Genomic DNA, 13281 nt, shown 5'->3' with positions numbered 1-13281 from the left:
GCAAATAATGTAGATTAATAACCCACCCGCATTACGCTGCGGGCGCACTGCCAGCGCTTTCAGCGCTAGTCTTTAAAATCGTTGGCATCCAGCTCATGGCGGCCCAACAGTTTATAAAATTCCGTTCGGTTACGCCCAGCCATTCGCGCAGCCTGCGTCACGTTGCCTTTTGACATCTGTAATAATTTTCGCAGATAGTTAAGTTCAAACTGATGGCGCGCTTCAACAAACGTTGGCAGCGCCGTGTTCTCACCTTCCAACGCCTGTTCAACCAGCGCGTCGCTGATAACCGGTGCGCTGGTCAGCGCCACACACTGTTCAATGACATTCACCAGTTGGCGCACGTTACCCGGCCAGCTCGCCGTCATCAAGCGCTTCATCGCATCGGTTGAGAAGGTGCGCACAAAAGGCTTGTGACGATTGGCGGATTCACGCAGCAGATGATTTGCCAGCAGCGGGATATCTTCGGCACGTTCATGCAACGCAGGCAGCTTCATATTCACCACGTTGAGCCGATAATACAGATCTTCGCGGAATTCATTTTTCGCCATCGCCTTCGGCAAGTCCCGGTGCGTGGCGGAAATAATCCTCACGTCGATATCCAGATCGCGGTTGCTACCCAGCGGGCGAACTTTCCGCTCCTGAAGCACGCGTAGCAGTTTAACCTGCAAAGACAGCGGCATATCGCCGATTTCGTCTAAAAACAGCGTACCGCCTTCCGCCGCCTGAAAAAGCCCCTCACGGCTGCTCACCGCACCGGTAAAAGCGCCTTTTGCATGACCGAATAACTCAGATTCCAGGAGTGGTTCCGGCAGCGCGCCGCAGTTAATGGCAATAAACGCTTTCTTCGCACGCGGGCTAGCCGCATGAATGGCCTGAGCCAGTACCTCTTTCCCGGTTCCGCTCTGGCCATTAATCAGCACGCTGACGTCCGACTGTGCGACCATTCTGGCCTGTTCCAGCAGGCGCAACATTATCGGGCTGCGCGTTACGATAGTTTCACGCCAGCTTTCATCGCCCGCCGGCGCGGACAGAGCCAGTGCTTCATCTATCGCTTTGTAGAGCGCATCACGGTCAACGGGCTTCGTCAGGAAGCTGAATACCCCCTGCTGCGTGGCGGCGACGGCATCGGGAATCGAACCGTGAGCGGTTAAAATGATCACCGGCATCCCAGGCTGATAGCGCTGAATTTCGGAAAACAGCGCCATGCCATCCATCTCGTCCATACGCAGATCGCTAATCACCAAATCGAACGTCTCGCGCGTTAACCGTCGCAACGCTTCTTGGCCGCTCTCTGCCGTCATCACGCTAAATCCTTCGCTGGTCAGGCGCATACCCAATAACTTCAGCAGGCTGGGGTCATCATCCACGAGCAATAAACTTGCCGTTTTGCGGGCTGTCATTGTCTTGTTGACTCCTTCTTCGTCGTCGGTTTGTCCGTATGCGATTCCATCGGTGGCGTATAGGTGTCATCCGCATCCACTGGTTCCTTTCTGGATTTTGTTGCTGAATTGCGCGAACCGTCTCGATTCACACCCGCGCCGCCACGGCGCTCGGTATCGTTATCCGGCATTTCCCCCGACAGTTGCTTACGCGACGACAGTTGACGTTCAATATCCGTCAGGTTTTCCAGTTTCTGCGTGGTCGTTTCTAACTGGTATTGCAGGTGATTTTGCTGAACGCGCAGGGCATCTAACTGCTTGTCGTTGGATTCCTGTAAACGCTTATAGCGCAAGCGCTCATCCGACAGTGCCAGAAACAACGTTTGTCTGTCACGCCAGGTTTGCATCAGTGGACGCAGCGCCGCAGGGAAAGCCAGACGGTATAAATTGATCTGTTCCAGCACCTGACGCCGTTCGGCCTGAGTAATACCAGCGTTATCCAGCAGGATGCCCTGCTTAAATACGCTATCCCAACGCTCCCCCGCAACCTGCCCCGCTTCCTCACGGGCCTGGGATTGCGTCAAACGCCCGGCACAGTCCATCGCCCGTAACCAATAAAGGGCGTTATTCATGGATTCACGATCGTCTATCTGCCACAGGTGTTGGCATTGCGCGATACGGAAATCCGCAACCTGCTCTTTCGGCGGCACCGCTTCTGCTTCCAGCAGCGCTGAACCCTGGTTCACATGGCTATTACACGCCGCTAAAACGAGTGGCGATGACATAAGCGCCGCCTTCAAAAGACGGGAAAAGACGCTATTCTCAAGCCATCCCTTTATAAACCATGCATTCATTATCTATTCATTCTCAGGCGTTATTCATTATCGGACTATTCGTTATCGGACAATAAGGGCAACTCGATGCGGAAACATACATCAGCATAGTCCACGGTAATCAGGCTAAGCTCACCACGCATACGACGAATGCAATCACGCGCAATGCTTAGCCCCAAGCCGCTTCCTTTAACCGCGCCACGGCGCTGATGGCTTCCCTGATAAAAAGGCTCAAAAATCATGCTCCGTTCTGCCTCGGGAATAGGCGTACCATTGTTGGCGACATCAATCTGAACGCGATTGCCAATCTGACGGCTATAAATCCAAATGTTACCGGATTCCTTACCGTAGTGCACCGCATTGGAATAGAGATTATCAATCACTCGCATCAACAGCGTCGTCTCCGCCCAGCAGTGCCCAACGGCCAGCGTCACATCGGTATGAATCATTTTGGCACGGGCGGGTAGGCTGTGGGACGACACGACAATATCGACGATCTCTTCGATTTCAACACGCTCCAACTCGGTCGGCGTATCCGCCAGTTTGCGATTGTAGTCCAGCAGTTGATCGATCAGCTGTAGCAGGTGGCGACTGCTGCTATCAAGGATAGCGACGACCTCTTTCTGATCGGCAGTCAGCGGGCCAACCACCTCATCGGCCAGCAGTTCAGTGCCTTCCCGCAGGCTCGCCAGCGGCGTCTTGAGTTCATGGGAAATATGGCGTAAGAATTCATGTCGCTGCGACTCCAGCCACGACAGACGCTCGCTTAGCCAGATAATGCGCTGCGCCAGCGTCCGGATCTCACGCGGGCCTTTGAAGGTGCTGGTGTTACCCAGCGATCGACCTTCGCCAAGGCGGTTGATCATCCGCTCTACGCCATTAACCGGACCGATAATCATCCGTGTAAAGAGAACCACCAGCAGCACGCTGACCAGAAACAAGAGCAGCGCCTGCCAGCCAAAGAACTGGCCGCGTTCGGAAATAGCCTGCTGGAGCTGTTGCCCGCGGGAGAACACGACATCACGCGTTACCTGCACCATCTGTCCGTTAGCACGAGAAAACCCTTCCAACAGACTCGATGCGGTTTGTTCCGGGCCGCTGTTATGGCAGCGAATTTCACCGAGCTGAGTAAGAAGCTGACGCAGCGTCTGGTAATAACGGGGATCGGGCAGCACCTGCGCGTGAGAGTCCAGCATTTGCGAATACTGTTTACGCTGGTTCTGGTAGAGCGTTGCCAGTGTCTGATCGTCCAATACGCAGTACTGCCGGTAGCTACGCTCCATTGCCAGCGCCACGCTGGTCATCGATTCACTGCGGCGGGCATCCGCCAGCGTTGTCCGGTTGATATCGGCAGCCTGTTCGCTCAGCATGTTCAGGCTTTGGTAAGCCTGATAGGCCAGCACCAACAGCGGCAGCAACACCAACAAGAACGCCATAATTACTAATTGCCGCAGGGAACGCGGGAATAAACGCCATCGTTTCAAAGAAATCATCTCGTTACCTATCGAATCCGCATTGATGCTAACCGAGTATTATAAAAGTTCAACGTTTTCCCTTGCGACATGCGCAACACTTCGCAATACGGCATGTATGCCAATGTAACGTCGTAGCCAATTTCACGACGTAGCCAATGTCACGACGTAGAAAGTAACGCCGTAAAAGGCCATCAAGGGGGATTGGATTCTCTGGAGGAGAGGTGACGGGGAGTAAAACGTCACGCGGCCAGAAGAATCGCTCCCTCTGGCCGCATAACTGAATAGGCGGTGCCTCACTCAACGTGTCGCCCGATGCTTGATAACGTTCGTTTTCACGCCCTGTTATCGGTCTGGTGGACGATAGGCACCCTTTCTTTTGGCATCATTCTAGATGTTATGAGCGAAAATATTTGCCAGTCAGCAACGCAATCATAACCAGTTGAATGAGCAACATGAGTTATATAGCACTTATCATGCCAATCATTGATGGATAAATTTAATACACTGATTATAAATGATATTTAACTTAATTTTCGCCAAAAAAACCATTATCCAGGAATAGCAATAACGGAAATACGCGCGAAAGCAGCCATTTATGTCGCTAAAAACAGACAGCTTTATAAAAACACCATGTTTCCAATATAAATCAATCAGTTAAGTGTCACCCATTAGAGACAACAAAAAACCAGTCCGTCGCAAAAAAACGACAAACTGAGAAAACGGGCGTAAAAAAGGGGCCGAAGCCCCTTCACTATCAGGCATTCACTCAGCCAAGCTGTCTGCGTGCATTACGGAACATACGCATCCACGGACCATCCTCGCCCCATTCTTCCGGATGCCAGGAGTTACTAACAGTACGGAACACACGTTCAGGGTGCGGCATCATGACGGTTGCCCGACCGCTGGTACTGGTGACCGCCGTAATACCGTTTGGCGAACCATTCGGGTTAGCCGGATAGTTCTCGGTTACCTGACCGTAGTGGTTGATATAACGCAGCGCTACCAGACCATGTTCTTCAATCGCCGCCAAGTGCGCGCCGTCACGGACTTCAACCTGACCTTCACCGTGTGAAACGGCAATTGGCATGCGCGAACCAGCCATGTCATTCATGAACAGCGACGGGCTTTTCTCCACTTCGACCAGACTGAAGCGTGCTTCAAAGCGATCGGATTTATTGCGAACAAAACGCGGCCAGAGGTCGGCACCTGGAATCAGTTCACGCAGATTGGACATCATCTGGCAACCGTTACATACGCCCAGCGCCAGCGTCTGCGGGCGCAGGAAGAATTCCGCGAATTCATCACGCACGCGAGAGTTGAACAGAATAGATTTAGCCCAGCCTTCACCCGCGCCTAGCACATCACCGTAAGAGAAACCACCGCAGGCAACCAGCGCCTGGAAATCCTGCAAATTACGGCGATTCGCCAGCAGGTCGCTCATGTGGATATCAATGGCATCAAAGCCAGCGCGGTGGAATGCCGCCGCCATTTCTACATGCGAGTTCACGCCCTGTTCACGCAGGACAGCCACTTTAGGGCGGACATGCTTAGCAATATAAGGTGCCGCAATATCTTCCTGCGGATCGAAGGTCAGCGACACGTTAAGACCGGGATCGTTATCATCCTGTCTGGCGATATGTTCCTGATCGGCACACTGTGGATTATCACGCAGGCGCTGCATCTGCCAGCTGGTTTCTGCCCACCAGCGGCGCAACGTTGAACGGCTTTCCTGATAGACCGCTTCCGCCCCTTTATTGATGGTAAAACGCGTCCCTTCCTCAGCGTGACCGAGATAATGCACACAGTCGGCTAACCCATGCAGCGCCAGAACGGCATTCACTTCAGCACGGCGTGCAGCAGGGATCTGGATTACGGCACCCAACTCTTCGTTAAACAACGTCGCCAGCGTATCTTCACCCTGAGAGGCGATATCGACGGTAATGCCACAGTGGCCAGCAAACGCCATCTCTGCCAGCGTAACCAGCAGGCCGCCGTCTGAACGGTCGTGGTAGGCCAGAAGCGCGTTGTCCGCGACCAACTGTTGTATGGCATTAAAGAAGCCCGCCAACTGTTCTGGGCTATGCACATCTGCCGTCTTACGGCCCAACTGACGATAAACCTGCGCCAGCGCCGTCGCGCCCAATGCTTTATTGCCTGCACCCAGATCGATGAGCAGCAGCGCATTATCCTGTCCGGTACGCAGCTGTGGCGTTACCGTGTTACGCACGTCTTCAACGCGGGCAAACGCAGAGATCACCAGCGACATCGGCGAGGTTACCGCGCGATCTTCGCCCTCTTCCTGCCAGCGAGTTTTCATCGACATGGAGTCTTTACCCACCGGAATCGTCAGACCCAGCGCCGGGCACAGCTCCTCGCCCACGGCTTTCACCGCTTCGTACAGTCCGGCATCTTCGCCTGGGTGCCCTGCGGCCGCCATCCAGTTCGCAGACAGCTTCACACGAGTAAGCGGGCCAATGTGCGTAGCCGCAATGTTCGTTAACGCTTCACCGACGGCCAAACGCGCGGAGGCAGCGAAGTTACGCAGCGCCACTGGGGCACGTTCGCCGATAGACATTGCCTCGCCGTAATAGCTATCCAGGCTGGCGGTAGTCACGGCACAGTCAGCCACCGGCACCTGCCACGGACCGACCATCTGATCGCGTGCTACCATGCCGGTAACTGAGCGGTCGCCGATCGTGATCAGGAAGGTTTTTTCTGCCACGACAGGCAAGTGCAGCACGCGCTCAACCGCTTCGGCCAGATAGATTTCGTCACGTTGTAGCAGGGCACCTTCAACCCGCTTACGCTCAACGTCACGCAGCATCTTCGGCGTTTTACCCAGCAGCACATCCAGCGGCAAATCGATAGGTTTGTTGTTAAAGTGACGATCGTTCATCGTCAGATGCAGTTCTTCCGTCGCCTCGCCAATCACCGCATAAGGTGCGCGTTCACGACGGCAAATCTCATCAAACTGTGCCAGTTGCTCTGGCGCAACGGCCAGAACATAGCGCTCCTGCGATTCATTACACCAGACTTCCAGCGGGCTCATGCCCGGTTCATCGTTCAGAATATCGCGCAGTTCAAAGCGACCACCGCGGCCACCGTCGCTCACCAGCTCTGGCATTGCGTTGGACAGACCACCTGCGCCAACATCATGGATAAATAAGATCGGGTTGGCTTCACCCAATTGCCAGCAGCGGTCGATCACTTCCTGACAGCGACGTTCCATTTCCGGGTTATCACGCTGTACAGAAGCAAAATCCAGATCCGCATCGGACTGACCCGATGCCATAGAAGAGGCTGCCCCGCCGCCCAGACCGATATTCATGGACGGCCCGCCCAGTACAATCAGCTTGGCACCGACGCTAATTTCACCTTTCTTGACGTGATCGGCGCGGATGTTGCCAATACCGCCCGCCAGCATGATCGGTTTGTGGTAGCCGCGCAGTTCTGTGCCATTGTGGCTATCGACGCGCTCTTCATAAGTACGGAAATAGCCCGTCAGTGCAGGACGACCGAATTCGTTGTTGAATGCCGAGCCGCCCAGAGGGCCTTCAGTCATGATATCCAGCGCGCTGACAATACGCTCTGGCTTGCCGAACTCTTCTTCTTCCCAGGGCTGAATAAAGCCAGGAATACGCAGGTTCGATACGGAGAAGCCCACCAGACCCGCTTTCGGCTTGGAGCCACGGCCTGTTGCGCCTTCATCACGAATTTCACCACCGGATCCTGTTGCTGCGCCCGGCCACGGCGAAATCGCGGTTGGGTGGTTATGCGTTTCAACCTTCATCAGGATATGTGCATCTTCCTGATGGTAAGCATATTGCCCGTTGGCATCGGTGTAGAAACGGCCGACAGCAGAACCTTCCATGACGGCGGCGTTATCTTTATAGGCAGAGAGAACGTGATCGGGCGTGTGTTCAAAGGTGTTTTTAATCATTTTGAACAGTGACTTTGGCTGAGCGACGCCGTCGATCACCCAATCAGCGTTAAAAATCTTGTGGCGACAGTGTTCAGAGTTCGCCTGCGCGAACATATACAGTTCGATATCGTTAGGATTGCGGCCCAGTTTGGTGAAGGCTTCCAGCAGATAATCAATTTCATCTTCCGCTAATGCCAGTCCCAGACGGACGTTCGCTTCTTCCAGCGCCTGACGCCCTTGCAGCAGAATTTCGATGCGTTTGAAAGGTGCAGGCTGATGATGGGAGAACAGCGCTTCGGCCTGTTTCAGGTCGCTAAATACGCTTTCCATCATCCGGTCATGCAGCAATGCCCCCAGTTGCTGCCACTGCTCATCGCTCAGCGTAGGCGCATGAATATAGAAAGCCAGACCGCGTTCCAGACGCAGCACTTTGCTTAATCCACAGTTATGGGCGATATCTGTGGCTTTGGAAGACCACGGTGAAATTGTGCCGGGACGCGGCGTGACCAGTAACAGATGGCCTTGCGGCTCGTGCTCCGCGAGAGAAGGACCATACTTCAGCAAACGTGTCAGTTTGGCCTGTTCATCGGTGTTCAGCGGGGCGCTGACATCGGCGAAATGTACGTATTCAGCATAGATATCGCTAACCGGCAAAACGTGCTCTTTGCAGCGGACCAGCAATTTATTAATACGAAAAGCCGATAAAGCAGGTGAACCACGCAGTATTTCCATAATCTAAAGTTCTCTCGTCTTCGATGCACTGGCTGCGATGCAGCCATTGGGCACAACAGGGGGGAAACGCGCACATTATAGAGAATCCTTCTCCCGGACGAAACCGTTTGCGTGGCGATAATTTCACATCGCATCAGGAGAATGATTAATCGGTGACCAAATCAATAAAAGTTGCACACTGGCGGTTTGTTAAGCAAAATGCCCCCACTCTGGGAAATGACGTATAAAAAAACTGCCGTTACAGACAGACTGGCCACACGGCCGCCGAGAGATAACTATTTGAAGCCTTTAAAATTAAATTATTTTTTCATCGGGATTATCACGTTACTGCTGGCGTTAGCGCTATGGCCTAGCATTCCCTGGCGCAGCAGCCAGGATGTTCAGCTCAGGCAGATCCTCTCACGCGGTGAGTTGCGTATCAGCACGGTTAATTCACCGCTGACTTATGCCTTGAGCAACGGATCCCCGACTGGTCTGGATTATGAACTGGCAAAACGTTTCGCCGACTACCTCGGCGTCAAGCTGGTGGTGTCGTCACGTAAGAATCTTGACGAACTGTTTGACGATCTGGACGGTGACGACGCCGATCTATTGGCTGCCGGGCTGATTTATAATCATGAACGTCTGGAACGCTTCCGGACCGGCCCAACCTACTATTCCATTTCACAACAGATGGTCTACCGTCTTGGATCGCCCCGTCCGAAAACCCTGGACAAGCTGCAAGGTCGGCTCATCGTTACATCCGGCTCCGCGCACGCGGCCACGCTGCGCGATCTAAAAGCAGAGAAATACCCGCAGCTCAGTTGGGAATCCGCCTCTGACCAAAGCACGCAGGAATTACTGAAGCAGGTTGCCGACGGCAAGCTGGACTACACGCTGGGTGATTCAGTCACCATTGGCTTGATGCAGCGAATTCACCCGCAGCTCGCCGTCGCCTTCGATCTCAGCGACGAAGAACCCGTCACCTGGTATATGCGTCGTTCGCACGATGACAGCCTGTCTGCCGCGCTGCTGGACTTCTTCAGCCAAATTGTCGAAGACGGCACGCTCGCACGTCTGGAAGAGAAATATCTCGGTCACGTTGGCGAGTTTGACTATGTCGATACCACTACGTTCCTGAGTGCAATTGATGACACGCTGCCGGACCTGCGCCCGCTATTTGAAAAATACGCCACCGATATCGACTGGAAGCTGCTGGCCGCCATCTCCTATCAGGAATCACACTGGAACCCGCAGGCGACATCACCGACCGGCGTACGCGGGCTGATGATGCTCACGCGCAACACCGCAGAAAGCCTGAACGTCACCGATCGGGTCGACCCTGAGCAAAGTATTCGCGGCGGCGCACAGTATATGTCGCATATGATGCAGAAAATGCCGGACACCATCCCGGAAGATGAAAAAATCTGGTTTGCGCTGGCGTCTTACAATATGGGGTACGCCCATCTGCTTGACGCGCGTAAATTGACTGAAAAACAGAAAGGTAACCCCGACAGTTGGGTCGATGTGAAAATGCGCCTGCCAATGCTGAGCCAAAAGCGCTATTACACGCAAACCACCTACGGCTACGCGCGCGGACATGAAGCCTATAACTACGTGGAAAACATTCGGCGTTATATGGTGAGTCTGGAAGGTTACCTGATAGAAAAAGAAGTGAAAGCGCAGCAGCAGACCCAGATCGCACAAGGCTATCCAGCCGTGCCTCTCAACAAGGTGCCAGAGTAAGACTACATCCAGAGTAAGACTACATAAAGAAAAAACGCCGCAACTCCTGCACTCGTGCTGGTCACGTCAGCTTCATTTTAGGAGAAACACGGGGATGAGATTCCCGCAGGAACACCTCGCCCCGTGGTAGCTCCGTGTATATCGGTTCTAAAAGATCGGCGTTACACTATTCCTGCGCGGCGTTTTTCTCGTTTTTTTCTGCCGCACGACGGGCTTTATGCTGTTCACGGCGCAGGCGAAAGAAGGCGCTGAGCGTGGCAGAACATTCATCAGCCAGAATGCCGGATTCAATCATAATCTGATGATTCATGCCGGGGTGGCGCAGAATATCCACCAGCGACCCCGCCGCCCCCGTTTTCTCATCTGACGCGCCGTAAACCAGACGACCAATCCGGCTGTGTATCATCGCGCCTGCGCACATAATGCAGGGTTCCAGCGTGACGTACAGTGTCGTGTACAGCAGGCGATAGTTCTGTAGCACTTTCCCACCCTGCCGCAGCGCCATAATCTCAGCGTGCGCGGTAGGATCGTGATGCCCAATCGGCCGGTTCCACCCTTCGCCGATCGCCTCGTTATCCAGCACCAGCACCGCGCCAACTGGCACTTCGCCTTCATCCTGAGCACGCTGAGCCAGCGTTAATGCGTGGCGCATCCAGTATTCATCGTTACGCAGGCTACTCACGTTTCCTCACTTAGAACCTATCCTATTAAGGCTATTTTACTTGCCATTTTGGCGGCGCATTATACCTATATGGATGGCGTATTGAAGGCGTTACTCCAACTGTTGCAGGCTGCCTTCGGGGGTGACGCGCCAGCGGTATTCGCAGAAATAAAGCAGTGGATTGTCTTGTTTACTGTCGCTGTAGCCGCTGTAGAGTTTGAGCGGCGCGCCCAGACGCTGTTCCATCTGAACGACTTTTTCATGCCCCAGACAGCGCAACGTCAACACCCAGCCACCGTAGCGACGTGTAATCTGGCTCCCCATCAGTCGCACGCCGGGTAGGAAAGGTGAATCATAATAGACCTGTTCCACCAGCCGCTGCGGCGATCCGGTCACCAGCCAGACCTGCGCATCGCTGTCTTCAAGATAGGTTTTCAGCCGCTGCTGAACCTGCGGAAACGGGATGACATCATGGCGAAACGCGCCAACAAACTGCTTTTCCAGTTGAACCAGCTCATCTTCATCGCGCCCAAACGTAATCGCCCACAGCAGCCAGCTCATCGGCCACCGCGCCGCACGACCACGGATCAATAATCCCAGTCCAATAATCGGTAATAGCGGGATAACCAAAACCAGATTTAGCGGCAGTCGACGAAGTAAAAAGCGCAGAAAGCTGCCAAACATGTCCTGCTGATGCAACGTGCCATCTAGATCAAAAAAAACAATGCGTTGCTCTCGCTTATCACTCAAAACGTTTCTCCCGACTTACATCAAGATAATCTTATCCGCCAATTAGCGCCTCACGCAGATAACCATTGTGCTGTTTCAGACGCTCACGCGCCGCTGCCACGTCAATATTAGCCAGAAGCATCAGAATCGCAGGCTTCACTTCGTTACCCGCCAGCACCAGCGCCTGCCGCGCCCTTTCCCGCTCGGCCCCCGTCGCTTCAACAACGATGCGGCAAGCCCGGTCCAACAGTTTCACGTTGGTTGCCTTCACATCCACCATCAAATTCTGGTACACCTTCCCCAGCTTAACCATTACGCCGGTAGAAATCATATTCAGGACGAGTTTTTGCGCCGTTCCTGATTTCAGCCGCGTCGAGCCCGTTAACGCTTCCGGGCCAACCACCGGAGAAATCGCCACCTGCGCCTCCTGTGCGATAGGCGAGTGTGGATTGCAGGAAATCGCCGCCGTCCGACAGCCTACACCACGCGCATAGCGCAGCGCGCCAATCACATACGGCGTCCGGCCTGATGCCGCAAGGCCAATCACCATATCCGCAGCGGTTAAATCCAGCGCTTGCAAATCCGCTTCACCGAGTGCGGGATCGTCTTCCGCACCTTCCACCGCCTTCAGCAGCGCGCCCGGCCCACCCGCGATCAGGCCGATAACCAGCCCGTGCGGTACGCCAAACGTCGGCGGGCATTCAGAGGCATCCAGCACACCCAAACGGCCGCTGGTCCCCGCGCCCAGATAGATCAATCGCCCGCCCTCTTGCAGTGACACCGTCGCCAGATCGACAGCCTCGGCAATGGCGGGTAAAACCTGCGCAATGGCTTCAGGCACTTTCCGATCTTCCTGATTAAACGCATGCATCATCTCCAGCGTAGAGAGCTGATCCAACGCCATCGTTGCCGGATTTCTCGTTTCGGAAACCAGCTTCCCTAAATTAAGACTCTCTCCATCCATCACATCTGAACGCATTCCACTACCTCATGCTTTGTATCGGCGTTTTACACACCTATGACAAACAACCCTTTTCACCACTATACTGCTTTTGGGGAGTATGAAAGTACGCTATTCTGCATCGAATTCACTCTCCACATTTATCTCGCAAGGTAAACAGAGAAACCTCAGTGCGGCTCCCCGGGTTCAGACTCTCCAGTTACAAGCTCTTCTTTATTAGCTGTCTGCTGTTTCTGCTGGCGGGTTCCCTACGCGCTGACTGGGATTTTATTACCATTAATCAGCGAACCGAACAGCTTTATGGCCCGGCAACGCCCGATGCTCGCCGCCGAATAGATGAATGGCAGACGCTGTTGGCCAATTCCCGCAATAAAGAGGAAAAGGCGCTGCTGAGCAGCGTGAACCAATTTTTCAATGACCGTATGCTGTTTCGCGATGATATCGTCGTCTGGAATCAGGAAGATTATTGGGCAACCCCAATTGAGGCACTGCGTAAAGGTGCCGGGGACTGTGAAGATTATGCGCTCGCCAAGTATTTTACGCTGCGCCATTTAGGAATCCCGGCGGATAAATTGCGTATTACCTATGTTAAAGCCCTGCGTCTGAATAAGGCGCATATGGTGGTGACTTATTATCCCACGCCCACCTCGATTCCACTGGTGCTGGATAATCTGACCGACAAGATCCAACCGGCGACAGAACGCAATGATTTAGTGCCGGTGTACGCCTTTAATGGCGGTGGCCTCTGGCTACCGGGCGCTAGCGGCAGCAACAAACGCGTCGGTGACAGTAAACGACTTTCACGCTGGCAGGATGTATTAACCAAAATGCGTGCCGAAGGGTTTTCAATTGAGGAGTAAG

At 53.9% G+C, this 13281-nt stretch carries 9 protein-coding genes; 2 read left to right on the top strand and 7 right to left on the bottom strand.

All coding sequences use genetic code 11. The annotated features are described in order from the left end of the window. Positions 1-65 precede the first annotated feature (65 nt). The 4 genes from glrR to purL all read right to left on the bottom strand — a co-directional run bounded on the left by glrR (position 66) and on the right by purL (position 8344). A complete protein-coding gene (gene glrR, locus O1Q74_RS05575; RefSeq protein ID WP_271876860.1) occupies positions 66-1403 on the bottom strand; it encodes a two-component system response regulator GlrR in 1338 nt (445 codons plus the stop codon). Next, positions 1400-2236 carry a two-component system QseEF-associated lipoprotein QseG gene (gene qseG / locus O1Q74_RS05570; RefSeq protein ID WP_271876857.1) on the bottom strand — a complete coding sequence of 279 codons (837 nt, stop codon included), beginning with the start codon at positions 2234-2236 and terminating at the stop codon, positions 1400-1402. Before qseG ends, glrR begins: the two co-directional genes overlap by 4 nt. 35 nt (positions 2237-2271) lie before the next feature. Beyond that, entirely contained in the window at positions 2272-3708 is a 1437-nt protein-coding gene (locus O1Q74_RS05565) for a sensor histidine kinase (RefSeq protein WP_271876854.1), read from the bottom strand. A gap of 748 nt (positions 3709-4456) precedes the next feature. Then, positions 4457-8344: a phosphoribosylformylglycinamidine synthase gene (purL, locus tag O1Q74_RS05560; protein WP_271876851.1), complete on the bottom strand. Its 3888-nt coding sequence runs from the start codon at positions 8342-8344 to the stop codon at positions 4457-4459. 216 nt (positions 8345-8560) lie between these two features. Here purL and mltF point away from each other — a divergent pair, with 216 nt between their 5' ends. Further along, on the top strand, positions 8561-10069 hold the full coding sequence (gene mltF, locus O1Q74_RS05555) for a membrane-bound lytic murein transglycosylase MltF (RefSeq protein WP_271876848.1): 1509 nt from the start codon (positions 8561-8563) through the stop codon (positions 10067-10069). A gap of 166 nt (positions 10070-10235) precedes the next feature. Here the strand turns inward: mltF and tadA are convergent, their stop codons facing one another. The 3 genes from tadA to murQ all read right to left on the bottom strand — a co-directional run bounded on the left by tadA (position 10236) and on the right by murQ (position 12438). Beyond that, positions 10236-10721: a tRNA adenosine(34) deaminase TadA gene (tadA, locus tag O1Q74_RS05550; RefSeq protein WP_271878766.1), complete on the bottom strand. Its 486-nt coding sequence runs from the start codon at positions 10719-10721 to the stop codon at positions 10236-10238. A 120-nt stretch (positions 10722-10841) separates the two neighbouring features. Further along, positions 10842-11480, bottom strand: coding sequence for a phosphatidylglycerophosphatase C (yfhb, locus tag O1Q74_RS05545; protein WP_271876845.1), 639 nt, complete (start codon positions 11478-11480; stop codon positions 10842-10844). A 31-nt stretch (positions 11481-11511) separates the two neighbouring features. Then, entirely contained in the window at positions 11512-12438 is a 927-nt protein-coding gene (murQ, locus tag O1Q74_RS05540) for an N-acetylmuramic acid 6-phosphate etherase (protein WP_271876843.1), read from the bottom strand. A gap of 152 nt (positions 12439-12590) precedes the next feature. Between murQ and lapG the strand changes: the two genes are divergently transcribed. Continuing rightward, on the top strand, positions 12591-13280 hold the full coding sequence (lapG, locus tag O1Q74_RS05535; RefSeq protein WP_271876841.1) for a cysteine protease LapG: 690 nt from the start codon (positions 12591-12593) through the stop codon (positions 13278-13280). Position 13281 lies beyond the last annotated feature (1 nt).

The sequence above is a fragment of the Pectobacterium sp. A5351 genome (assembly GCF_028335745.1).
In the GTDB taxonomy this organism is placed as follows: domain Bacteria; phylum Pseudomonadota; class Gammaproteobacteria; order Enterobacterales; family Enterobacteriaceae; genus Pectobacterium.
Note: the sequence above shows the minus strand (reverse complement) of the source record. Positions and strands in the feature narration are given on the sequence as shown.

What these genes read in the sequence shown, in the direction of transcription:
- glrR (WP_271876860.1), bottom strand. Translation starts at nt 1,403, where the DNA reads ATGACAGCCCGCAAAACGGCAAGTTTATTGCTCGTGGATGATGACCCC.
- qseG (WP_271876857.1), bottom strand. Translation starts at nt 2,236, where the DNA reads ATGAATGCATGGTTTATAAAGGGATGGCTTGAGAATAGCGTCTTTTCC.
- O1Q74_RS05565 (WP_271876854.1), bottom strand. Translation starts at nt 3,708, where the DNA reads ATGATTTCTTTGAAACGATGGCGTTTATTCCCGCGTTCCCTGCGGCAA.
- purL (WP_271876851.1), bottom strand. Translation starts at nt 8,344, where the DNA reads ATGGAAATACTGCGTGGTTCACCTGCTTTATCGGCTTTTCGTATTAAT.
- mltF (WP_271876848.1), top strand. Translation starts at nt 8,561, where the DNA reads ATGACGTATAAAAAAACTGCCGTTACAGACAGACTGGCCACACGGCCG.
- tadA (WP_271878766.1), bottom strand. Translation starts at nt 10,721, where the DNA reads ATGCGCCACGCATTAACGCTGGCTCAGCGTGCTCAGGATGAAGGCGAA.
- murQ (WP_271876843.1), bottom strand. Translation starts at nt 12,438, where the DNA reads ATGCGTTCAGATGTGATGGATGGAGAGAGTCTTAATTTAGGGAAGCTG.